General features: G+C 34.2%; 19 protein-coding genes. 7 read left to right on the top strand and 12 right to left on the bottom strand.

Annotated features, from left to right (window positions below):
• Window positions 1–16: 16 nt before the first annotated feature.
• The 4 genes from G6053_RS25335 to G6053_RS25320 all read left to right on the top strand — a co-directional run bounded on the left by G6053_RS25335 (window position 17) and on the right by G6053_RS25320 (window position 5548).
• Window positions 17–1171 carry a thiol-activated cytolysin family protein gene (locus G6053_RS25335; RefSeq protein WP_165308975.1) on the top strand — a complete coding sequence of 385 codons (1155 nt, stop codon included), beginning with the start codon at window positions 17–19 and terminating at the stop codon, window positions 1169–1171.
• 9 nt (window positions 1172–1180) lie between these two features.
• On the top strand, window positions 1181–2164 hold the full coding sequence (locus G6053_RS25330; protein ID WP_165308974.1) for a hypothetical protein: 984 nt from the start codon (window positions 1181–1183) through the stop codon (window positions 2162–2164).
• 148 nt (window positions 2165–2312) lie between these two features.
• A complete protein-coding gene (locus G6053_RS25325) occupies window positions 2313–4010 on the top strand; it encodes a thiol-activated cytolysin family protein (RefSeq protein ID WP_165308973.1) in 1698 nt (565 codons plus the stop codon).
• Between the two features lie 2 nt (window positions 4011–4012).
• Complete coding sequence (locus G6053_RS25320) at window positions 4013–5548, top strand: S41 family peptidase (protein ID WP_146191157.1); 1536 nt, start codon at window positions 4013–4015, stop codon at window positions 5546–5548.
• 139 nt (window positions 5549–5687) lie between these two features.
• On the opposite strand, the gene G6053_RS25315 is transcribed toward G6053_RS25320, so the two are convergent.
• Entirely contained in the window at window positions 5688–6023 is a 336-nt protein-coding gene (locus tag G6053_RS25315; RefSeq protein ID WP_146191158.1) for a hypothetical protein, read from the bottom strand.
• A 410-nt stretch (window positions 6024–6433) separates the two neighbouring features.
• Between G6053_RS25315 and G6053_RS25310 the strand changes: the two genes are divergently transcribed.
• The 3 genes from G6053_RS25310 (at window position 6434) to G6053_RS25300 (ending at window position 9769) form a co-directional block, all read left to right on the top strand.
• Window positions 6434–7573, top strand: a complete 1140-nt coding sequence (locus tag G6053_RS25310; protein WP_108636886.1) for a histidine kinase — start codon at window positions 6434–6436, stop codon at window positions 7571–7573.
• 10 nt (window positions 7574–7583) lie between these two features.
• Window positions 7584–8285, top strand: coding sequence for a LytTR family DNA-binding domain-containing protein (locus tag G6053_RS25305; RefSeq protein ID WP_108636887.1), 702 nt, complete (start codon window positions 7584–7586; stop codon window positions 8283–8285).
• Window positions 8286–8536: 251 nt separating this feature from the next.
• Window positions 8537–9769 carry an IS256 family transposase gene (locus G6053_RS25300; RefSeq protein WP_165307023.1) on the top strand — a complete coding sequence of 411 codons (1233 nt, stop codon included), beginning with the start codon at window positions 8537–8539 and terminating at the stop codon, window positions 9767–9769.
• 113 nt (window positions 9770–9882) lie between these two features.
• Here the strand turns inward: G6053_RS25300 and G6053_RS25295 are convergent, their stop codons facing one another.
• The 11 genes from G6053_RS25295 to G6053_RS25245 form a co-directional block, all read right to left on the bottom strand.
• Window positions 9883–10812, bottom strand: coding sequence for a class I SAM-dependent methyltransferase (locus G6053_RS25295; RefSeq protein ID WP_108636408.1), 930 nt, complete (start codon window positions 10810–10812; stop codon window positions 9883–9885).
• 4 nt (window positions 10813–10816) lie between these two features.
• Window positions 10817–12235, bottom strand: coding sequence for a TolC family protein (locus tag G6053_RS25290; RefSeq protein ID WP_165308972.1), 1419 nt, complete (start codon window positions 12233–12235; stop codon window positions 10817–10819).
• Window positions 12232–15273, bottom strand: coding sequence for an efflux RND transporter permease subunit (locus G6053_RS25285; RefSeq protein WP_165308971.1), 3042 nt, complete (start codon window positions 15271–15273; stop codon window positions 12232–12234). The genes G6053_RS25290 and G6053_RS25285 overlap by 4 nt, the downstream gene beginning before the upstream one ends.
• 9 nt (window positions 15274–15282) lie before the next feature.
• Window positions 15283–16341: an efflux RND transporter periplasmic adaptor subunit gene (locus G6053_RS25280; RefSeq protein ID WP_165308970.1), complete on the bottom strand. Its 1059-nt coding sequence runs from the start codon at window positions 16339–16341 to the stop codon at window positions 15283–15285.
• Window positions 16341–16775, bottom strand: coding sequence for a hypothetical protein (locus tag G6053_RS25275; protein ID WP_108636404.1), 435 nt, complete (start codon window positions 16773–16775; stop codon window positions 16341–16343). Before G6053_RS25275 ends, G6053_RS25280 begins: the two co-directional genes overlap by 1 nt.
• Window positions 16762–17994, bottom strand: a complete 1233-nt coding sequence (locus tag G6053_RS25270) for a DUF4221 family protein (RefSeq protein ID WP_165308969.1) — start codon at window positions 17992–17994, stop codon at window positions 16762–16764. Before G6053_RS25270 ends, G6053_RS25275 begins: the two co-directional genes overlap by 14 nt.
• A gap of 87 nt (window positions 17995–18081) precedes the next feature.
• Window positions 18082–18309 carry a hypothetical protein gene (locus G6053_RS25265; protein WP_146191134.1) on the bottom strand — a complete coding sequence of 76 codons (228 nt, stop codon included), beginning with the start codon at window positions 18307–18309 and terminating at the stop codon, window positions 18082–18084.
• A gap of 166 nt (window positions 18310–18475) precedes the next feature.
• Window positions 18476–21514, bottom strand: a complete 3039-nt coding sequence (locus G6053_RS25260) for an efflux RND transporter permease subunit (RefSeq protein ID WP_108636402.1) — start codon at window positions 21512–21514, stop codon at window positions 18476–18478.
• Window positions 21498–21869 carry a helix-turn-helix transcriptional regulator gene (locus G6053_RS25255; protein WP_108636401.1) on the bottom strand — a complete coding sequence of 124 codons (372 nt, stop codon included), beginning with the start codon at window positions 21867–21869 and terminating at the stop codon, window positions 21498–21500. Before G6053_RS25255 ends, G6053_RS25260 begins: the two co-directional genes overlap by 17 nt.
• Window positions 21870–22593: 724 nt before the next feature.
• Window positions 22594–23331, bottom strand: a complete 738-nt coding sequence (gene istB, locus G6053_RS25250) for an IS21-like element helper ATPase IstB (RefSeq protein ID WP_165308968.1) — start codon at window positions 23329–23331, stop codon at window positions 22594–22596.
• Window positions 23332–23348: 17 nt separating this feature from the next.
• Window positions 23349–23888: a transposase gene (locus G6053_RS25245; protein ID WP_165308967.1), complete on the bottom strand. Its 540-nt coding sequence runs from the start codon at window positions 23886–23888 to the stop codon at window positions 23349–23351.
• Window positions 23889–23908: the final 20 nt, after the last annotated feature.

Genomic DNA, 23908 nt, shown 5'->3' with positions numbered 1-23908 from the left:
TTAAATTTTATTTGGTATGAGAGTCAAAATAATCATAGCCATTTTTTTCCTCCTTTCATTTATAGGATGTAAAAAGGAAGAAATTCAAAACCCATCGCCTGCTGAAAAAGGCGATGGGAAACTGCTCTCGGAATATTTTAGCAAACTTCGTATTGCACCCTTGGATATTGTTGATCTGAGGAATAAAAATAAAGACATCAAAACAGTATTTGACCGCAAAAAAACTGCTGGAATGATACATCTTCGGGATAGTGTATGGACAAATGGGACGGGAACAAGCTCATTTTATGAATCTGATGAGATGGTCGTAACACCGGGGAATCTAAGTTATATTTATCCCGGCTCACTTTTAAAGGCTGCGTCAATAGCATCCGACCAATTTGAGACCTTTTCTGGTTATCAAACTGCGCCAATCAGTGTCCAGTTGTCATTTCCTTCCAGTTTATCAATAGGAACTCTCTCCGTCCCAAGTCTATCCAATAGCCGGATATTTTTACGAAATGCTCTTTTGGCCCCAGGTTTTTCAGGTAATACGATACTTAATTACTCAGACTATTTTGCCGCATTTTCAAAATATGAGGAAGTGAAATATGCTTTTGGCTATAATGTAAATCAGCATAAGCTATTTTCTTCGACTAATACAAATTTTGATTCCTATTCAAGCGGAACCTACTACTCCACTAAATTCATGGCCAGTTACACAGTAGAGAATTTTACCTATTCGATGTCTGATCCTGCTGCTAATGAGCTGATTGATATGGCTTCTATTCCCGCCAATGCTTTTGATGGAATTTCTCCGGTATATATTAATTCCGTAACTTATGGTAGGTTTGGATTATTAGTGCTTGAATCTAACAACAATAGTTCCGAAATGAGCAGCGCTTTTCAGAAGATGGTGAAGAAGATCCTTAAAAAGACCACTGAATCCTACACTCAGGAAGAAACAAATCTTTTTGCAAGTTGTCGTATAACGATCTATCTTTTGGGAAGTACTCTAGGGAATAATGTGATACAGTTATTGATCAATCCAAGTCCTGATGGTGTATCTGATTTTATCGCGCAGAACGTAGGTACATTTACTGCGAGTGATCCAGGTGTGCCGATTTACTATACTGCAAAATATCTAAAAGATAACTCGCCATTTAAAACGACGTTTAGAATTGACCATTAAATATATTTTATGATGATGAATACAGCATATAGACAAAAGAGTTTAGGGATTTTAAGTGTATGTTTACTAATGGCATGCTTCTTATTCTCATGTAAAAAAGATACTCCTGATATTCCTGTAAAAAAAAATGAAAAATGGAGAACTGAAGCTAAAACAGATAGTATCGGGAATAAATATTATGTAGTAAGTACACTGGATAATACTTTGGAGGTCAGGGTCGATAATAAAGATGGGAAGACGATTTTTTCAGAGGTTTGCCCAACGATAGAAGCAAGTGAGATTCCTGAAAATTCGAGTAAGCTTTTTACCTATCTTGTTGCGCCTAGTAAATATATCAATGCCAATCATGCTACGCTTTCATTAAGAATTGTGCTCGATAACATAGATATACAAGAAAAACATATTCAGCTTCTGGCGAATATAGATCTTGACAGCAAGAAATTTTATACCAAAAAGTATAAAGTTGAAGAACCCTTAGACTGGACTTATAAAGTTCTGGACAATCAATTAGTTCAATGGTATGGAAATGGCTTATTAGTAAGAGAAGGTACTGAAAAAGATCTTAACAGAGGCGGAGGTAATATGGGGCTCGGACAACGGGGAACGCAGTTGGTCTGTTATGAACGTGATTTTTCCATTCGCTATACGAAGGATATAGATGCATCTGATGCTTACTATCCTTCTGGTAATTTATGGAATATCCCGATTAACAACTATGAATATATGCTGTTCTTAAATGACGGTTACGTGGGTAGGATGCAAATTGTCACCAGTGTAGAGGATAAGTGGGCAGGAAAGAAGGTTGTGATTTGGCGAGATAACCTAAAGGAGACAAATAATATTCCGGCAGACTATTCTATAAAAATTACTGATTATAATGTTCAGAATAATGTGGTAAGCGCTAGCTATAATATCTATGATGAAAAAGGTCAGCTAAAAGAGAAAAGGACCCGAAAATGGTCAATAGGTAATGGAATGCCGTTAGGTAGTTAATATCCAAATGAATTAAATTTAAAGCTTGACGTAAAGTTCTAGATAAAGTAATTACACTTTTTTTAACCAATTAGCATCATGTTTCCTGATGTCAGGGAGACCTATGCTTATAAAATCTTAAAATATGAAAAGGAGAATTAATTATTTCTTGAAAGGTATCATTAAATATGTTCCTTTGGTACTGATGATAATCTTCGCCATCAGTTGTTCGAAACTGGATTCCGATTTTAACAATGGCAACGGTAAACAAGCTCTTGATAAACTACGAATACCGAAGATCCAAGGTTTTATTGTCGGTTCAAAATCTAACCCGGAAAATAATGTGTCTGGCAAAAGATCAGCAGGAGGGAAAAGAGCAGACTTAACTACACCGCCAGATGAAGATAATCCTTTTAAACCTAAAGCAGGTTCGGGTGGCTACAAAGACGGACCCGGGATCATTGTTAATGGTAGTAATGCTCCAACCCCTGATCCAAATAAATTATATTTCTATCAGAAATATAAATCCCAGATGTTCACTATTTCAGATCAATCTATGGGACTTAATATTTATCCGGGCGCCATTCTAAGGGGACAGAGCATTGAAGGTATTTTTTCCCCACAGATGCTAACAGGGATTTCCAATAATATCCGCCCGATTACCATATCTACTTCTATGCCAGTTTCTGGTTCCGCAGTTGCCCGAACCAGTCTTCCCCGTCCAACTTCTCAAGCGGCATTATACAATGCGGCACTGACAGATTTAGAGAATACTAATCCCGGTGAAGTCGGCGCTGCGTCTTTGATAGTAGAAATGGATACTTTTCGTGTATATGAGGAATTGAAAACTATTTATGGATTTAATAAAGGAATAGATGCGTTTTTAGTTAACACCAATACAACGCAGCAAGGGGAGAACCATCTTATTGCTTCAACATCGGCAATTAAGATTAAATTTTTCCAGCACAATTTTACAATAGACATGGATGTGCCACAAAATAATACTCAACTATTTGATCCTACAGGTCTGGATATGCAGGCCATTACTGGAGGGGTAACTCCGGTCTATGTAAAAAGTGTGACCTATGGTCGCATGGGTATAATGGTAATCGAATCTTCCTATAGTTCAACTAAACTGTATAATGCTGTATATAAACAGCTCGGAATATTAAAAAATCTGATTGGAATCGGTACCTCATTAACTAATGAAGAGAAAGATATAATAAATTCAGCAACGATAAAAGTTAAATATACGGGGATCGGCACGGATACTTCTCCTGCTGTAGCTGTTGCTGGATTAAATGGTTTTATTCAAGTATTAAGTGCTAATACAACGTATTCCAAGGCAAGTCCTGGAGTGCCTATTGCCTTTCAACTTGCTTACTTGAACAGTGGGAACGGATTGGTCGAAGCGCCTTTTCAGATTAACTATGGGCCTTTTGAAAAACCTTATGTCCGAATTGAATATAAAAATAGCAGTTGGGAAGCTAATTCATCCTCAAACCCAAAGTATACAGATTCCGATATTTATATGAGCTTTTATCAAGATCCAGCTGCAACAATCCCTTATAAAGATGTTCCTATTTTTGTAACATATAAATATGAAAGGAGTTTTGGTTCGAAAAGTACCTATAATTGGGCGGGGTCTTGGAGTACGTCTAAACGAACGGATGATTTGGTTCTAAAATATCCGACGGCGAATCAGCGAATCGAAAATAAAAAAGTATTCTATTATGTTAAATATGGGTCTGATGCTACAACTTCAAGAGATTATACACATTTTGATATGGTAGCAAGTGAAAATTATCGTATTCTTTCTAAAGTCTACGATCATTACAATGCTATGAGGTCTGATGAGAGTTATTAGTGATGACTAGAATACAATATATATTTATATTAATTGCCATTTTTAGTGTGATGCAATCTTGTACTAAAAAGAATGATGATATACCTCAAGTATCTAAAGAGCAAAAAAGAATAATTGAAAATTTGGATTCTATTTTTCTTCTCGCAAAAGGGGTATATCTATGGAACGATCAACTTCCTTCGGTTGATCGTTTCAACCCCTTGCGGTTTTATAATCCGGGTCTGAGTGAGTTTCGGTGTTATGAAAATGAAATATTTGAAATAACACAATTTGCGAAAGATGTGGAAACAGGAGCGCTCTATGAACAGAATCTATTAGATCTGAATAGACCTAAATATTCCGGTATTGTATTCAGAGAATTACAAGAAAGAGAACCTCAGAATGTTTATAATGTAAGTAATACGTTTGGTCTTTCCGTAGTGATTAGAAATAATATTCTCCGTTTATTGTATGTTGATCCCAATTCACCAGCAGGTAAAGCAGGGCTCAGGCGTGGTATGCAAATTTTATCCATAAATGGAGAACATGTGTTAGCAGAAGATTCATTTCTAGAGCAATGGAAAAAATCACTTTCCATGTCGTTCATTAAGTTAGAAGTGACAGAGGATGGTATAAAAAAGCGTGAAGTGCGTTTAAATGCAGCTTCGTATGAAATAAATCCGGTGGTAAAGCAAAATATATTGAGAAATGGAGAAAGGAAAATCGGTTATTTTGCATTAAATAGTTTCACCCCAATTCAAAACGCACGGAAATATCTTACACCAATTTTTCTTTCCTTTTCACAGGAAAAAATTAACGAACTAATTATTGACCTTCGGTACAATCAGGGGGGATATCAGGTAACGGCCGATTATATCGCAAATGCGGTTGTACCTATATCTACTAATGGCAAGATTATGTATACTGAACATTACAACAGGCAAATGCAGGGTGGGAATTCAAAAGTATTAGAAAACTACAAATTGTATGATGAATATAATCGGCCTGTTATCATTAATGGTAAAGAGATAAGTCTTTATGATATTGATTATAGCGTGGAAGCCAATACAACGTATTTTCATAAAGATGAAGGGTTGACGGATTTAAAAAAAGTTTACTTTATAGTGAGCAACAAAACTGCATCTGCAAGTGAGTTACTGATCAATATTTTAAAACCGTATATGGATGTTCAGGTCATAGGCGTATCAGAGGATAACCTTTCTGCTGTATATACTTACGGAAAGCCAGTTGGATCATTTGGAATTCCAATGGATCAATTTGACCTGTATTTAGGGATGTATGAACTCAAAAATGCCAATAGGGAAAACAACTATTTCAAAGGTATCAAAGCTGATATCTCCTTGAATGACGATACAGATACTGACTTTGGAATGCAATATGACCCAGCTATTGCTTGGATTCTGGGAATGGAAAAGAAAAGAATGGAACTAAAGGCTAGTAGTAAAATAAGGAAGGATAGATATTCATTTTATTTTAATACTGATCGGTTAATAGGGAATATAAAAAATAGAAGCGAGTTAAAAATTAAGATGAAATAGAGCCGGGGAATTTTCATGCCGAAAGTTAATTACGACAACTGATTTCCGTTTCATTTGTAAGAATAACTGAATAATTAATATAAAAAAACACTGTTAGATTAGCCTAACAGTGTTTTTTTTGTCAATATAATGAGTTGAATTAAAATAGAGATTGCTGTACATTATCATTGCCCAGCGGAGGTAATCGTTCCCAACCATCAAATGGCTCGTAACGATGCTTACCATCTGGACGGTTGGGATATCCTCTAAGTGTGTAGACGGGGTATGACTCTAAGGCTAGACTCGGTATATTATTCCGTAAAAAGATATATGGCAACATAGAGCTGGATTGTCTGGAGATTATAACCTCAGTATGTTGGGAGACGTACCAAGGTAACCTCAATACTGGAAATTTGCAGTGTTGGGGTTTATGCTTAGTGATCTTTGACTCATAAATCTCTTCTTCACAACTTTCTATAATGACGACTTCGTTCATAATTTGATGTTAGAAATTGGCACACTTGGGTTGAAATTAATATTTGTATAAATCTTGATGTTTTAAATAAGATGTGCCAGTTGCTAAAAAATAAATAGGATCAATTTATACTATAAAGGTGTATCAATCAAATTTTTTCGACCAACTCCATTTTGACCTATATTTTTAAGGTAATTAGCCCGATATCTATATTTTCCAAATTAAACTGCGACAACATTAATACAATACATATTTTGTTTATTTTATGTTTTTTAAAATGCTTAATAATAGCTGTTTGCGCATTTTGCCTTTTTTTATTTCAGTATGATTAAAGTAATTGCTATTTATTTGTTAGTTTTTTTGTTTTATTTTTTCTAATTTTCCTACTTATTGCATGTCTAATGACTTGTCAGTAATTTTGCTGTATATAGATGGAAAGAGAATTAATTTGGGGAAAATGGTATACTCCGAGAACTCGTATTCTTACGCATTTATTTTTTTGGTTGGTTATTTCCACTTTATATTATCTTACCTACGAAAGGATGGTCGGAGAGTATTTCTGGATCTTTGCTGTAAAAGACCTGATTGTTACTGCAAGTTTATTCTATATAGCTTCTTGGATTATGCCAAAGTGGGTGTCAAATGGCAAAATAATTCCGTCGTTATTATTTATAATCTTCTCTTATTTTTGGTGGGTTACAATTACATATTTAGATTGCAAAATTGCAGTGTATATTATTCCAAAAAGTGAGAAAAATATATATTCATATTTTCAGTTTTTTCTTGAAGAAGGTTATTTTGGCCTTTTTAGATTGGACAAAACATCTGATTTAATTTTGGATTTTTTGTTTTTGGTATCACTTCCACTGGCACCTAAACTTACCAAAGTGATCTTTGATGGCGCACATCGTCTTACTATTTTGGAAAGAGATAAGATGGAGTTGGAGCGGGATAATCTAGGTCTTGAAAAAGATAAATTGAGTCTCGAACGTGATAATCTCCAGATGGAACTCAATATTTTAAAATCTCAGATTTCGCCACATTTTGTTTTTAATACGCTTAACAGTATTTACCGTATGGCAGAGATTCAAGATACCAATACGCCAAAAGCTATTTTAAACTTATCAAATCTGCTAAGGCATATCCTGTACCAGACGAAAGATGACAAGATCTTTATGAGTCATGAAATTCAATTTCTTAAGGGTTTTATTGACCTAATGAGTTTGCGCTATAGAGATAGTGTTAAATTTGAATTTAATGTACAAGAAGTTAATGAGCCTTACCAAATTGTGCCTCTGATTTTGATACCTTTCCTAGAAAATGCTATAAAACATGGACCTGATCGTAGCCGAAAAAACGCCTGGATTAAATTAGATCTAAGTATAGATGATGATATTTTAACCTATAACATTTCTAATAGTGTAAACAACTTTGCGGAGAAACACCAATACGGAGGAATAGGATTGCAGAATGTAAAGCGGAGATTGGATATTTATTATAATGACCGTTACTCTCTTGATATAATTCAAGAAGAGGAATATTATGCTGTTTTTTTGAAAATAAAACTTTAAAATAAGTAAAATGATTAAGTGTATTGTAATTGATGATGAAGAATTGGCACGAGAGGTTGTAGTGTCACATTTAGACAAGATTCCAGAAATAGAGATATTAGGAGTATACGAAAATGCTTTCGATGCCATACAAATCTTAAAATCAGACAAGGTCGATCTTGTTTTTAGTGATATTCGAATGCCCGATATGGACGGTATTACTCTGTTGAAAACTCTACAAAAACCTCCATTATTTGTATTTGTAACAGGAGATCCAACTTATGCGCTTGAAGGATATGAATTAAATGTTTTGGATTATATTTTGAAACCTCTTAGCGTAGATAGAATGATGAAAACTATTGATAAGGCTCAACTGTTTCTTGAGGATCAGAAGGGGGTAAAATCGAAGAGAGATTTTCTTATTATTAAGGATAGATCAAATATTATTATTTCTCCTTATAATGAGGTTTTTTATATACAGGGGGATAAAGATTATGTTTGGATCGAGACATTGGAAAAGAAGTACAATGTATGGAAGAAGTTGATAGATATGGAAGAAAAGCTTTCGACGGCAGAACAGTTTATCAGGGTTCACAAATCATTTATAGTTAATTTGGATTTTGCTAAGCGGGTAGAGGGAAATGTTATGAAAATGAAGGGGAGCCTTCCAGATATTCCAATTGGAGGACAATATAAATCCGAATTATACAAAAGGCTGGGGTTGTGGGAATAAATTATACTATCTAGCCATTATAGATTTTTCTTAGATTCTGTTATCAGAAATTTTAATAAGAAATGATAAACTACCATTTCCTGTTCTCGCTGTCTAAAAGAAAAAATTCTGTTTAGGAACATGTGGATTATAGAGGCAATAATTGCGCTTTGTTGTCTCTTTGATCCGATGCGATATTTACATTGGAGATAGAATTTGAGGGTGTAAAGTAAACTGTGTCAAATAAAGAATTTTTATATTAGACACAGCAAATGGAAAAAGAGGAATTTGATTTTAAACGCTTCAAAGAGGAAGCAATGAGAGGCCTTTATGCAGGCAAGAAAATGAGCGGTACGGACGGAGTTTTCGCTCCGATGTTGAAACATCTTTTGGAAAGTATGCTTGAAGGTGAGCTGGATCATCATCTACAGGAAAGTAAAGCTTCAGGAGAGGTTAACCGTAAAAATGGGAAGACAAGAAAGACTGTACGGAGCCTTCAGTCCGGACAATTTGAATTGGAGAGCGGTCGTGACCGAAACGGTACTTTCGAGCCTAAGATAGTCCCTAAACGTCAATTGATCATTACGGAGGAGCTTGAAGGCAATGTTATCTCCATGTATGCCAGAGGAATGAGTACACGGGATATTTCAAGCTATGTGAAGGAAATGTATGCCATGGATATATCTGCTACTGAGATCTCCAATATTACCGACAAGGTGATTCCTGCACTGAATGAATGGCGTAACCGTCCGCTTGAATCGGTATATCCTTTTGTATTTCTAGACTGTATGCACTATAAAGTTAAAGACAATGGCAGCGTTCAGACCCGTGCAGTATACAATATACTTGGCGTGAACCGAGATGGTCGAAAAGACCTTATCGGTATCTATCTTTCAGAAAATGAAGGCGCTAAGTTCTGGCTGTCGGTGCTGACCGATCTCAAACAGCGTGGTGTAGAAGATATCCTGGTCGCCTGCGTCGATGGTTTAAAGGGTTTTCCCGATGCCATCGAAGCCGTATATCCGAAAACCCAGGTTCAACTTTGCATTGTTCATCAGATACGTTCAAGTCTGAGGTATGTTCCGGAGAAAGATAAAAAAGCTGTTGTTGCAGATTTAAAACCTATCTATCAGGCAAATAACCAAGAGCAGGGCTATGAAAAGCTACTGGAATTTGACGAAAAATGGGGTAAGAAATATCCGTTATCTGTAAAGGGATGGTTGGATAATTGGGGAAATCTCTCTACTTATTTCGAGTACTCACCCGATATCCGCAGAGCTATTTATACCACAAATGCTATTGAGGCTATGCACCGTCAGATCCGAAAAGTGACCAAAACCAAAGGAGCATTTACTTCTGATCAGGCACTCTTAAAGTTGGTTTATCTCACGGTTAAGGAGATATCAAAAAAATGGACCATGCCTATTCGGAATTGGGGATTGACAATGCAACAATTACATATTAAATTTGGGGATAGAATTAAAGCCTTCGGCAACTCCTTTTAGGGTTCGCACTCGAGGCTTTCAGCCTCTGAGCACGAACCCTAAAAGGAGTGATGTGACACAGTTCAGTTTACACTACCAGGTTAATATCAAAAGATGCTTTTAAGCTTATAGGGTTATAAATAAGGATTTTTGGGTATTTTAATTAATTTGTATCCATCATTCTTTAGCGATTCTTGCAATCCGATTTCGGGAAGGGTTTTAAATATTATAATACTTAAAGACTGACTTGGTAGAATGCCAAAATTTGATAAAAAATCCCTAAGACCTTTTTTGAAGAGAATTTTTCTAAACTTCTTCTCTGATTTTACCGCTGGAATTTTTTCACTTCCAGGGAACCAAAAGTTTGGATTGAAATTTTTGATCGCTACCATTGGTAAATTAATACCGGCTGCAAATTTTTCCATTTCTCTTTCAGAAACTTTATAAACGAAGTTGCCAACAGCTTCATAAGAAAAGCGGTTTTTCCATATCTTATTTACTAAGCCATGTTTAATCTTTTCTAAAACATTGTTCATAAATAACAAGAAAGGCATTTTCATGATCGGATCTTGCGGTTCGATAATAACAATTCCCTTTTTTGCTACTCGGATCATTTCATAAAGAGCAGCATATGGTCGTGGAAAATGATGATAGGTTTCTTTACATAGGATATAGTCTATGCTATTGTTTTCGAACGAGAGATTTTCTGCATTTTCAGCGGAGTATTGCTCAACAATGCCAACTTCTTTAGATACGGCAAGAAATTCATCACTTATATCCGAGGCAATTACATTTTGAACGCCATTTTCGATTAAATAATTAGCATCATGTCCGTAAGCGTCACCTACTGTCAACCAGGATGCGTTCTTATATTTTGTTATGGGTTTGACACATTCAAAAAACTGATTCTGTAACCAATGATTTATTGTTCCTTTGTAAGTTTTTATTCCATTTAACAAAGCTAACTTTTGTTCTTTTTCGGGGAAGAGATTCGTATACCAATTGGAATGTCTATTATAACTATCCTCTTGAAATGATTCGGTATTGTTTTTTGTATTGTCCATAATATTATTTTACAAAAACTGTTAGTTCGTAGTAATTTTCCCAATATTTTCTTAATGATCTTATATATGATTGATTAGCTACGTTATTTTCTTGTTGGGAGTTTATTAGATCTGTAACTGTAATTTTTCCTGTGGAGAATTGGTCGATCAGTAAAGAGTATCGTTGTTTTGCAATTTCAAGCATCTTCCTCGAAATTTCAATATCTTTTATACTATATTCAATACCATTAACTGCGCGCCGCATATTTTGGAGTATTATTTTTTTGTCACTTTCAATAGCTAATTCCACCTCCTTTAAATTATATTCAGCTGCTTTTGCGGTTTCTTTTAATCTTCCCCAATCGAGAATCGGAAAATTTAATGATAAAGTAGCGCTCTGTCTTGGATTAGCCCTACTATAAACATTACCTAAATGATTATCAGTAGAATTATATCCGACAGAGAGTCCAACATTAATCTTATATTTTTCTTTTTTTACTTTTTCCAAATCTCTTTGAGCTTCAAGAGCTTTAATTTTAAATTCAGTATACTCAGCCATGTTTTTTTCCATGCTGGATACCAGGTCTATATTGTCAATTTTAATTTCAGGTAATTGGGAAGGTAAGCGAAGTTCATTGTCTTTTGAAATGTGAATACCAATATAATCGGACAGTTCGACGATGGAGTTGTTTAGATCTTCCAATGCCGCATTTCTTAATTTCTCGGCATCTAGCATCTGGATCTCAATCTGGGAATATTTGTTGAGAGATGTAGTCCCGAATTTCACTTTCTCTTTTTCTTCATTTAATAATCGTTGAAAAGTTTTGTATGCTTCTTCTGAAAGATCGAATGAAGATTTTCCCTCAATTACATTGAAGTATAATTTTGTGGTTAATAACGATATTTGAGCTAGTTCCGCTACACTTCTTCTCTTTGTATTTTCAAGTCTTATCGGTTCAATTATATTTAACCATTTGTATTCATTGTAAGCATTAATGGGTTGCCGGATTGATAAATTTATAGGAATGCCATTATATTGCTTCTCTTTCAAAATAAAATCATCAAACCTTGTAAGATTGGAGGATACTGAAACAGTCCCTCCGGTTTGGGGAACAATCTGTGTAATTGCCAATCCCAGTGTTGAATAATTTTGCGACCTTGATTGAAATGAGATAGTACCGGATGGTTGTATTACACTAAAGTAATCTTTGCTATAATCTAATATTTTAGATGTAAAGCTGATTTCTGGTAAAAAAAGCTTTTTGTAACTATTATATTGAGCAATATTTCTTTGATGATGTGCAACCGAGATTTTATTGGCAATTGATTCGGATTTTGCGATTTCGATAATATTCTCTAATGTATAATCATTTGCCGAGCTCTGACAATATCCGTTAGTTGCCGAGCAGAAAGAAAATATAATAATGTATTTCAGGAGTTTCATGAATTTTTCTTTGTTACTGCATAATAAACCAATGGTATAAAACAGAATGAAAGTATCGTTCCTAGGCTTAAACCTCCAACAACGACACTTACAAAGTTTCGCTGAATATCATTTCCAATACCATGTGAAAAATAAACTGGTACCAATGCTAATGTTGTGGTGAGGGAAACCATGATCAATGGTTTTAAACAAATTCTACCTGCTTCATGTAAAAGTGAAATGAGATTCTCTCTATCAATTTTTCTGCCATGGGATTTTGCTTCCTTTATTAACCTATTGACAGTTTCAACCTTTAAGGTAGGGTCATCTACTATTATCCCTAGAACGACTATAATTCCTATACCCGCCATTATATCGAATTCTCCGCCCATACCCCATAGTGTAAAGAATGAACCAAACAATGCGCAAGGCAATGATGACATAACAACAAATGGATGTAAGAAATTATCAAACTGTATGGCCAAGAGGGCAAAAAGAAGAATTAGGGATATTATAACAACAATGAACAGATCTTTTTTGATCTCTTTCTCAGCTTTGAATTCCCCAGTAAGGGACGCATTTAAGTTTTTTGATTCAATCAGTTTATTTAATTGTTTTTGAATCTTATCAATATTAGACCCTTTAGGGATCTCATTTATGAATATTGATTTATAGTATCCGAATTTATCTGCCGAAATGGATTGATCTTCATCTGAATAGTCATATGATACAAAGTTTTGCAATTGAAAGTATCCATCGTTGCTATTCTTTAGGTAAGATATTTTAAATTTCTGGTTTAAGGATGCAGTATCGACGATCTGAGAAGTGAAGACATCACCGTTTCCTGTAAATTTAATTTTTTCGCTGTCATTAAAGATTGATTTTAATTGATGGATGACATCACTTTTTTCCAGCTGATAGCTACTTAATTTTCGTTCATTAAGATGAAGGTTTACATTCGTAACTTTTGATAGATTGCTGGAGTTTTCCCATTTCAATTCCGGTAAGGCATTTTTAACAAGTTGGACGTTATTTTCGCTATCTCTGTTATCTAAAAGAGCATCTTGTCGAAACCGAACTTCCATTTGTGGCACATCGTTTTCAAATAAATGTGTAAAGGCATTTTTAGCGCCTGAAATTTTTATAAAGGCATTTGGATAATTTTCGTTAAAATATGCTAACAGTTTCTTGTCTAATGCATTTTTTGATTCGGTGTCTGTACATTTATAGTAAATATCTGAACTATTGATATTGCGTCTTTTTATATCTATCATTAAGTCGCTTATACCGATATCAGCTTCCCAATGAACAGCGCCATTGAGTAATTTTGAGAGTTCGTTAATTCTATTTTCATTTTCTTGTATCCCTACCGGTTCGTTCCAATCTATATTTACAGAGGTTTCATTCTCTTCAAATTGTGGCATGATCCGTATTGGAATACGGACTGCTATTAGATATCCTAAAGGAATCAATATTAAAATACCTAAAATGAACTTCCTCCTGTTTCTAAATATCACTTCGTATAAAACATCATAAAATCTCATGATAAACTTAAATACAAAGGTTTCCTCACCAGATTTAATTCGCTTTTTACTTCTTGCATTAAAACTATAAAATAAGACAGGCGTTAGAATAAAGGCTACAAATAACGAAACAAACAAAGAAATGGTCAATGCAATTGCTTGGTCATAAATCAGCTCTCCAGCTATTCCGCTTAAATAAATAAGTGGGGCATAGATGACAATTGTACTTAAAACTTGACTCAGAACAGGGACGAATACTTCGCCAGCACCTTTTATACAAGCTTCTTCAAGATCAAAATCCAGATAATTTCTTGAAATACTGTCAATAACAACAATAGAATTATCAATGAGCATTCCAATACCCAATGCAAGTCCTGAAAGCGAAATGATATTGAATGATATTTTGAAATAATAGAAACAGATAAAAGTTAGCAATAGTGATATAGGAATACTTATACCCATCAAAATAGGAGACGATATGTTATTGACAAAAAGAAAAAGAAGTAATACACATAAAATGCCTCCATAAATAAGGTCTTGTGTCAAGTTTTCTATTCCTGCATTTAGGAGATAGGTCTGATCCTGAGTGAGATCAAAATTTAGCTTGGTATAATCATTCCTGATTAAATCCAATTCATCATGGACAGACTGTATTACCTCATTCATTCTAGCATTTGCCTGTTTGTGAATCGCTAATACAATTGCCTCTTCATTATTGAACAAATGCTTGCCAACTTCCTGATCCGCTACCGATTCAATTTTTGCAATATCTCTCAATGAAATAACACGATTATTTTCGAGCCGAATGGAGATGTCCCTTAAATGGTCAATGTCACTAATATTATTTGCCATCTTGACCAGATAGGAGTAGTTGCCGTCTTTTACTGTTAAAGCACCAGAAGAAGAGCCGCTTGTCTGAACCGTTTCTCTTATCTTTTGTTCATCGAGTCCTAAATATCTGATCTTTGTTTTATCCAGAATTATTCTGACACTTCTAGTCTTTAAGCCATTGATATCAACCAGGGAAACACCTTCTATTTTTTCTATCCTTCTTTTGATAAGTTGAAGTGTGATATCAGATGCTTCCAACAAGTCTATGCGTACTTTTGGTGTGATTTGTAGATTTACTATCGGAACATCTGAAACATTTTGTTTAATTAGTTGCGGTCTAATAAAATCGCTTGGAAGATCAGGAAGCAACTGGTCAATACGTTCATTTAGTTTAATGAATTCATCACTCATATTTGTTCCGAATTCATACGATAAGTTTATTAATGCAAAGTGGCTATATGATTCGCTCTCTATGGATTTGATTGAGCCTACAGAACTGATACCTTCCCGGATAATTTTTGTTACATTGGATTCAACAGACTGTGCTGCATGATTTGGATAGTTTATTTTTATCTGAATGGCAGGTTTCTCAATGTTAGGTAACAAAGAGACGGGAATGTTGAAAAAACAAAAGCCACCCCATACAACTGCAATTAAAAAAATAAGGTATACGGCCAGTGATTTATGCAAAAGAAACTTCATCATAATGTAGCCTTAATTTAGTACCACATTAGAATTATGGGATAGATAGTTGTTATTGGAGACAATTACGGAACTTCCCGGTAGAAGACCATTTTTGATTTCCACTTGATCGCCATTTATTACACCGATCTTTACCTCATTCCATATTGCTTTTCCAGATTCATAAGTAAATACAATATCCTTTCCTGACCTTTTAACCAATGCATTCTTAGGAACCCATAAACTCCTTTGAGGATTGACCAATACTTCAACATCTACATTCATTCCGAGATAAAGGTGATTTGGATTTAGTATATCCGCAATTATTTCAATGGTACCATTCTCGTCAACTATTGGATTGATTTCTGAGATCTTAGCCTGGAAGGTGCCGTTGAATGCTTGTGGGACGATTTTAATATTATCACCGATTCTTATTAATTTGATTTCACTTTCCATGATTCTAAAAGAACATTTTAGATTGGCTGTAGAATAAATCTTGAATAATTCGTCTCCCTCTTTGATGACACTTTTATTTCCTATTTTGGTATCATATATAATTCCAGTAACGGGGGAAACGATCGCTAGTTTTTTTTGCTTTGATTTCAGCTCATCAAGTTCGATTTGAGAAATTGCGACTCCAGATTCGATTTCGAGCCGTTTCAATACTGTGTCTGTAAATTGTCGTCCATCAATATTGTTTAATCTACTCTGGCTAATGGAATCACTTTTGTACGTTAAACTGTTATTAAATAAAGAAGCTTTTGTTTTACGAAGACTATAGTCCAGTTCGTCATTTCTTAATTGTAAAAGCAAGCTATTTTCCTGTACATGTTTTCCATTCTTTAATTCAGATCTCACAATTACACCATCTATTGGAGAATAAATGGTATAATTATTTTTAGAGACTATTTTTCCATTTGAATAAATTGAAAATGAAAGATTGGATTCATCAACTTTTTTGGCTTGTACTACGATATTCTTATCCGATATTTTTGAATTAGTGGATTTGGCCGTTATTACCTTAGATTCTTGTGCACCAGAACAAGAAAATAGGACTGAAGCAAAAATAAAATATGCTATCCTCCTGTTCATTATTGAATAATGGAATTATACGTATTATCATCAAAATTTTGAATTTCACCAATTTCTCCATCATTTCCCTTGAAAGATATAACTTGTGGATAATTGGAGACAATTTCAGGCGCCAGGAAGTAATTATCCTGATCAATCTTAACATTAGGATTTTTCAGAAACTCTTCTCCGACTTCATTTTTTAGCAGTTTTTTGTCCATTACTCCTGTAAATACTATGGTAACACTATCTTTTATTTTACTATAGTTATTCACTAAAAAATAAGTTGCATTTGATATACACCCGCCACATCCTGCACCAGGAACTACCACTACATATTTTTGGTTCTCGATATGGTTTTGATTTAAGGCGTTCTTATATAAGCCGCTATTTTTGTTTCCTTTGGAACAAGAGACAAATAATAAGATTAGAGCTGTTATTTTAAATATTCGCATCTTTTTTCAGTTTATATCTATCAAAATATAGGTTATTGTTATCCTCGTTATATTTCTTTTTATTGAATACATACATATACCCATTGTCAAAAAATATCATTCTATAATCCAATTCTGTTGCGTCAGGCAGAACTGTTTCTCCAATTTTGTTGAACTTATTGTCCATGATTATTGCACTATATTTAAATTTATAGCGGGTTAACGGATCTCTATATTCCGATTTCGTCCTTGGTAGATAAGCTAAACGAACATACACGTCATTTATGTCATCATAAAAAACTGAATAATAAGAAGGATTGGTCAGTTCATATTCTGCCGATTTAGCCATGTCATCATGACTGGGATTTAGAGTTTTATCATTTTTGTTAGATAAAAATGGATCAATACTTTTGAAATTCTCGCTTCCGATAAATTGACTAGGGGTCACTTTTTCATCATTCAAACTGAATGTATATAAATGGGGATCAGCTGCATAACCCATTACTAAACTATTTTCTTTGGAATTCTGAGCACCATATAAGTAATAAAGGTTCATGTTATGGCCCCAAAATCCATAGTTATATAGATTGATCCTATTGAATAATGGTTTTATTTCTTTATTGGCAAGATTGACCTTTAGCAGATCCTTGATTTCGTTCTGAGGAGAATAATATACGTTATACGCGCACAGCAAATAAGCTGTTCCATTCTTATAAATAATTGGCGAATTGGTGCTTGGATTAGGTTTTGGACTGTTATCAACTATTGAGTTTTCAGAAACTAATTGAACACGGTCCAAAAGATCCCCATTTGTATTCAATACATTTAGGTAATCCATATTAAAAAAGAGAATTGAATCCTTCGAGATAACTTTATGCATCGAAGGAAGATTGATGGCTCCCATACTATTCCTTCCTTCCTGAAATAAGGGAACTTTCTTAATAATTGCTTTCTTGTCAAAATCGAATAATAGAATAGACTTTGAGGACGGATTTAGAAATGAAATCGTCTTGGTGTTGTCATTTTTATCCTTAAAAATATCAATACCATAGATCTTACTATCTGTATTTTCATCAACGGGTAATAGGTAGGAATCTGTCAATTCTAGCGTAGCGTTCTTTTTATAAGATTTGGCGTTTTCATCTTTATATTCGACGGGATTATCACCAGATCCTGAACACCCATATATCGTACTGCAAAGTAAAAGTAACCGCAGAGAATTGATAAGTCTATTATTCATTTATTGGAAATTTAAAATAACTGATTTTTAAATTTTTGAGATTTTAATAAAGAGAACTGTTCTCAATTGAACAGTTCTCTAAGGCAATTAACCACCAATGTTGTCAATTACCGTTCTGTTACCAGCACAATCTGATCCCGATGTAGCGTAGCGGTTACACTCCACTCCATACGTGGCACTTACACATTTACCAATTGATGGTCCTGAGGCAAGACTTAAACAATAAGTCCCAACGGCGATGTGTGCAGAAGTTGTACCTACAATACCACCAAGCAACAAAACAAATGCTGCTACTTTTTTAATTGATTTTTTCATGTTAAATGAATTAATGAAATTATGCCTACGATTATGGGTTTAGGCTTCCCCGTAATTGATTACTGTTCTATCAAATTTAATTAAAAGACAATCAGGGTTTTGATTGCATTTTTGACATTTTGATTGTTAGTTTTGCATTTTTACCAATCACGAGAAAATTTAATAATCAATGATTTAGTGAACCCTTATTTATTGAAAATAATGGAATTACGAATGTGGTAATAACAACAATTGCAATCGAGGATGCTAAAACTCCGATGGAAAAAGCTGGCCAAAAAGGATCGTTATATTGAGTGATTAGGTAAGTTAGATTTCCAACACTCCCAATGAGTAATGATAGACTTATTAATTTAATGTTCTGGCGGAGGTAGAGTCTGCTGCCTTTTGTTTTTACCACCACACTTAAATCTTCCCAAAAATAAAGAAGATAACAAAATCCAATTAATATGGTAAATATAAAAGAAGCCTGTCCCCCTTCATCAAATTTTAGATCACCAATATAAAATGTAGCAAAGATTGCTGAAAGAGATATGTAAACCATTAGAAAAGCCAAACTAGCTTTTTTAAAACTATTCAATCGAATTGTTAATAGAATAAAGATAAAGGATGTTGCAGAAAGAAATATTAGCAATTTTGTTGTAGGAGGTTTCGAACTTTCATAATCGCTTAAGACATCTATTATGTAACCTTCTGGAAGTTCCTTATTAATTCTATTTGTTTCCTCTAAAAGGTAATTGTATCCTGTTTCGAGAGACCCGACATATTTTAAATTAAGTGTCTGAATATATCGTCTATTCTCTCGGACTATTGATTCTACTCTGTCTGCCTTTAGGAATGTCGTTAACGAATTTGGTTTGATGTAACGATCTTCAAGTCTAATTGGGTGGGTTAGAAATTCATTAATCGTTAGATTACCTTGATTTTTCGCAGTGATTTTTATAGGAATATTTTCGTTGGATATACTTATTGACATTTTCTTATCCATGATTTCCGAATTGTTCAGGATAAGTTCCGATTTAATATTCTTATCGTCGAGTTCTAATTGCGCGAGTTTCCTGTCATTTACAGACATTTTGTATTCATGATTATTATCTGAAATAAATTGGTTATCAGAAGCTAAAGTTGCACTATTGACTCTGTCATTTTTGGAAATCTCAGTTTTAACAAATTCACCTATTTCTTTTAATCTGGCAAAGTTATATCCACTTATTTTTAGTTGGAAACTAGGATGTTCCTTTGTCATTTTATTACTAAACCCTTTACCGATTCCAAAAAATGTCCAACCGACTCCGTCTAAGTTTTGAGATGCATAGATTAACTGTTGCCTCAATTTTTCAGGGTAATGAATGGGTATATCGTTTAAAAATTTAATCTTTATAGTTCCTCGTTGTCCGGAAAAAACCTGTGAGACATATAGGTCTATATATTCTGTACCTGAAAGAAATTTTTCTAAGTATTCTAGTGAACTTTTCATTTGTTCTGCTGTTGCACCAATTGGCAGTTCAGCATAGATATTCAAAGAAGTTTCTTGCGAATCTTCAAAATCTGTATTTACATAAATATTTTCATGGAATAATCTCCACATACCTCCAATTGCTAAACTGGATGCCGGAATAATCTTATCCTGTAAAAAGGGCGTTCCGAAAATTTTATTATAAGTATTGTTGCCCTCTATTTTAGTAGGAATCATAAATAGAGGTATCCCTGTAAAGAAAAGAGAAAGAAATAAAATAATATATCTGTACTTTATTATTTTAACATTCGTAAAGATTGTTAGATTTTTGATGCTCTTTTGGCTGTTTGAATTGTTGGTTAATAAATTGTGTAAACTGGTTGCAAAAAGGAAATTAGTAATTGTTCCCACTGCAATTACAATTAGTGAAAATTTTAATATGGATTGAAGTTGTTGTAAATCTTGATAATCTAAAAAGTCTAACGCCACATATAATGAAGTAGCAATAAGGAATATAATTACTTGCGATTGCTGTATTCGTCTTTTGCCTATTTTATCAAATTGACCCAATGCAATTAGAAGATTAAAACATAAAAATGATAAAATGAAGGAGATACTATTTATGGTAATTAAGTCAATTGGAATCTTAAATAGAGAATAAATTAGAACTAATAAACAGAAATTGATAATTATGGTTGAAATTACTATTAAGAGGTATTTCCAGTTCTGAAACAATAGTAAAACAAAGGCAATAAGTAAAAGAGTAATTCCGCCATTTAGCACGGCTATTTTGACGAGTTTCCTCAAATGTTTGGAATTGTCCTGTTCTAACCTTAATTCACTTCCTTCTGGAAGTTCTTTTTTGATCTTTTCCAAAACTTTGGAAATTTTCGAATAGGTCGTTAAAACATTTTCTGATTGATTGTCATAAATATGGATCAATGCTGTGTTTTTTCCATTGATTCTATATGAAAAATCATTTTTTTCATAAGTTTCAGAAATAGTCGCAATATCCCTTAATTTGACTAAAGGACTATTATTTAAAACGACCTCTTCTAATGCTGGGATGCCTACGGACTGCTGAGCTAATCTAACAAAATAATTCATGCTTCGATCAGCGACATTTCCTAGATAATTTTCGTTTGTAAGACCTTGCAGTGAAGAAATTACATCACTAATAGCAATCTTCTTTGAAAACATTCGGTTTTTATCGTATTCGATATTAATAATCTTTCTACTTCCTCCAGTAACTTCTAAAGTAGCCGGGATATCATTGTTTCTAAAGATTTTTTCAAAAATTGTTTTTATAGAATTGATCTCGGAATTGCTTATTCCGCTTATGGAATATGATATTAAAGGTTTTTTTTCTGATCCTTGTCCTATTTGTGATATGATCGGAAAAGTTGTTCCCTGAGGTAAGTTTTCAAAAACTTGCCTTAGATTTAATAGTATATCAAATCTTTTTTGAAATAGGTTGGAAGAGGTATTAAAAGAAACTTTTATAGAGCCATTGTCCTCGGTAGAAAAGGAGCTAATTGTTTTGATATTATCTATTCTAGATAAAGCGTTTTCGATTTTTGAAGTAACATATTGTTCTGTTTCTTCAGGTGTAGTTTTAAATGTAGAAAAGGATATTTCTAACGAGCTTTCAGCTGAGTTTTGGTTCAATTGAAAATTTAAGTTTCTTATAGAAAATATACTTATGAAACCTAGAATAAAAAAGATTATGATTAATCTAAATGAAGTAACCATCGTTTTGTTTAATTAGGATCTCACCTAACAATTTCTTCATTTGAATTATGTCCGAATTTAAATTGGTTATTTGTACAGCTATGAAATTTTCCTGATTTTTATGAGTCCTAGAATCTTCTTGTATGATTTCGGCAATCAATGACATTAAATCCAAATTATAGCATTCTGCGAGTTGGGGTAATTTGGATAAGGGGATTTCATGATAATCATTTTCCCATGATGAATAACACGGTCTGGATACATGTATTAAATCAGCTATTTCATTTTGTGTATACCCATGTTGTATTCTATGTCTTTTTAGTACAGGCCCGATTATAAGCTTTGGACAATCAATTTTCTTATTTGATTTCTTCATGAGTTACTAATTAAATGCTAAAAGATACAGTTGAAGCCTTTATCAGCCAAAAATTCTCGACAAACTCTATTTTGACCAATACGAACACCTGGTTTACTAATATATTTTTTAGAGCGTGTCAAACTCACAATAATTCTTTATCCGCTAATATTTAAACTACTTTCTTATGAATTTAAATTCGGAAAATCGGCAATTTGAAGTGCTTCGATTCCTAAAAAAAATAATACTGAAAATTTAGGTTTACTAGGGAATATATGTTATTCGAGCTTCTACTTGATTTGTTTTGGGGGGAGATTCAATAAAAAATGGATTTTAATATAATATCAAGTTATGTCAAAAAATACAGTTTTAAAAGATAGCAGTAATCTTGGTAAAGTGGATAAAAAGACAATAATGTAGCTGACTTAAAGATAAAAAACGAAGAAAAATTAGTGAATTTAATAGTTAAGATTTTGGTAAACAAAGCAATAAAGGAGGCTAATGAAAAAGGGTATACGTTATTTAAGGTTCAGCAGTGATGGTCAAAGTTTACATAGTATCGAACGTCAAGATTTAATAACAAGCCAGTGGATGAATAATAGTGGTGTGGAAATAGTGGATACATTTATCGACGAAGGACATACTGTCTATTTCGGTGATACTGGGCCAGTGATTTCGGCGTCAATGGGCCAATTATTTCACTAGTCAATGGGCCACTTTCCGATTACAATAATATGCAATTCAATTAAGATTCCAATTTCTTTTTTCTACGATAGGATTCACCTGTCAGTTCGACTCTATGCGAGGAGAAAGTAACCCTGTCCAGAATGGCATCGGCAATAGTACTTTCGCCTATCAGTCCATGCCATTTTTCTACGGGTATCTGAGTAGCTATTATCAGTGAGGCACTATTATAGCGATCTTCTATGATATCCAATAGTGCCGTCCTTGCCTGCTGATCTATGGAAGTGAGTCCAAAGTCATCAAGTATAAGTAATTCCGCTCTTTCGAGCTTTTTGAGCAATTTATGGTAAGTTCCATCCAGTCTGGCAATTTTCACCATATCAAAGAACCTACCCGTATTGAGATATAGTGTCCTGAACAGCATCTGACAGGCTTTGATACCTATGCATTGTGCAAGGAAGCTTTTTCCGCAGCCAGCAGGGCCTGTCAGGACAATGTTCTCCCGGCGGTTTATAAAGCCCAGTGAAAGCAGTCTTTCAAACATATTTCTGTCAAGGCCCCTGGAAGGATTGTAGTCAATATCTGTGGCGGAGGCCTTTTCCTTGAAAGAATCCCTGTAGATCAGATTATCAATATTCTTATTCTGTCTGGCTTCCCATTCGGCATCGATGATGGTCGCCATAAAGCCGTCCAAACTCATTTCACGATAAAGATTATCACTTAGGCTACTGCGATAGAGTTCAGCCATGGTCATCATACGCATCTTGCGCATTTTTTCAATTGTTGTGTTTTCGTTCATATTGTTATTGTTTTATACTATCTGTAGATTGAGGTATCCCGTAGATTTTCATGTACAGGAATGTGGAAAGTCTGTTGCTCCAAACCTTCTTCGAGGGTATCAAGTCTGTTTTTTAGGATATTATGTATTGTTTGATAGGATGATTTGTGATGAGAAAGTGCTCTTTTACATGCATTTTCAACGCGAGAAGTACCATATGTTTTAACAAAAGAAAGTATTCCCTGAGCCTGCTTGTAGCCCAATTCGGGGTAATTGTACTGCCCGATCAGTTTGCGGATATATTCCTGTGCATATGGCCCAACAATGGCGGCCCGCTGTTCAAAGTATATCGGATTCCACTGGTTATATACCTGGTGCGAAGAAGGCATATGATCCCCTATGGTGGCATAATTTCCTGGACGAAAGCTTCTCTGATGCTTGGCGATACGTTGAAAGTTATAGAAGACTTCTACTGTTTCATTGTTGTATTGGACTTCGACGTAATGTCCGATATAACGGTGAGGTACACTGTAGTAGTTTCGATCTACACTCAGGTAGACGTGGGATATCTTCTGCACTTTCACCCGTCTGAAATACC

It is taken from the genome of Sphingobacterium sp. DR205 (genome assembly GCF_011064245.1).
Classification (GTDB): domain Bacteria; phylum Bacteroidota; class Bacteroidia; order Sphingobacteriales; family Sphingobacteriaceae; genus Sphingobacterium; species Sphingobacterium athyrii.
Note: the sequence above shows the minus strand (reverse complement) of the source record. Positions and strands in the feature narration are given on the sequence as shown.

Excerpts from the sequence above, each read along its gene's own strand:
- G6053_RS25335 (WP_165308975.1), top strand. The coding sequence starts at position 17 with ATGAGAGTCAAAATAATCATAGCCATTTTTTTCCTCCTTTCATTTATA.
- G6053_RS25330 (WP_165308974.1), top strand. The coding sequence starts at position 1,181 with ATGATGATGAATACAGCATATAGACAAAAGAGTTTAGGGATTTTAAGT.
- G6053_RS25320 (WP_146191157.1), top strand. The coding sequence starts at position 4,013 with ATGACTAGAATACAATATATATTTATATTAATTGCCATTTTTAGTGTG.
- G6053_RS25315 (WP_146191158.1), bottom strand. The coding sequence starts at position 6,023 with ATGAACGAAGTCGTCATTATAGAAAGTTGTGAAGAAGAGATTTATGAG.
- G6053_RS25310 (WP_108636886.1), top strand. The coding sequence starts at position 6,434 with ATGGAAAGAGAATTAATTTGGGGAAAATGGTATACTCCGAGAACTCGT.
- G6053_RS25305 (WP_108636887.1), top strand. The coding sequence starts at position 7,584 with ATGATTAAGTGTATTGTAATTGATGATGAAGAATTGGCACGAGAGGTT.
- G6053_RS25300 (WP_165307023.1), top strand. The coding sequence starts at position 8,537 with ATGGAAAAAGAGGAATTTGATTTTAAACGCTTCAAAGAGGAAGCAATG.
- G6053_RS25295 (WP_108636408.1), bottom strand. The coding sequence starts at position 10,812 with ATGGACAATACAAAAAACAATACCGAATCATTTCAAGAGGATAGTTAT.
- G6053_RS25290 (WP_165308972.1), bottom strand. The coding sequence starts at position 12,235 with ATGAAACTCCTGAAATACATTATTATATTTTCTTTCTGCTCGGCAACT.
- G6053_RS25285 (WP_165308971.1), bottom strand. The coding sequence starts at position 15,273 with ATGATGAAGTTTCTTTTGCATAAATCACTGGCCGTATACCTTATTTTT.
- G6053_RS25280 (WP_165308970.1), bottom strand. The coding sequence starts at position 16,341 with ATGAACAGGAGGATAGCATATTTTATTTTTGCTTCAGTCCTATTTTCT.
- G6053_RS25275 (WP_108636404.1), bottom strand. The coding sequence starts at position 16,775 with ATGCGAATATTTAAAATAACAGCTCTAATCTTATTATTTGTCTCTTGT.
- G6053_RS25270 (WP_165308969.1), bottom strand. The coding sequence starts at position 17,994 with ATGAATAATAGACTTATCAATTCTCTGCGGTTACTTTTACTTTGCAGT.
- G6053_RS25265 (WP_146191134.1), bottom strand. The coding sequence starts at position 18,309 with ATGAAAAAATCAATTAAAAAAGTAGCAGCATTTGTTTTGTTGCTTGGT.
- G6053_RS25260 (WP_108636402.1), bottom strand. The coding sequence starts at position 21,514 with ATGGTTACTTCATTTAGATTAATCATAATCTTTTTTATTCTAGGTTTC.
- G6053_RS25255 (WP_108636401.1), bottom strand. The coding sequence starts at position 21,869 with ATGAAGAAATCAAATAAGAAAATTGATTGTCCAAAGCTTATAATCGGG.
- istB (WP_165308968.1), bottom strand. The coding sequence starts at position 23,331 with ATGAACGAAAACACAACAATTGAAAAAATGCGCAAGATGCGTATGATG.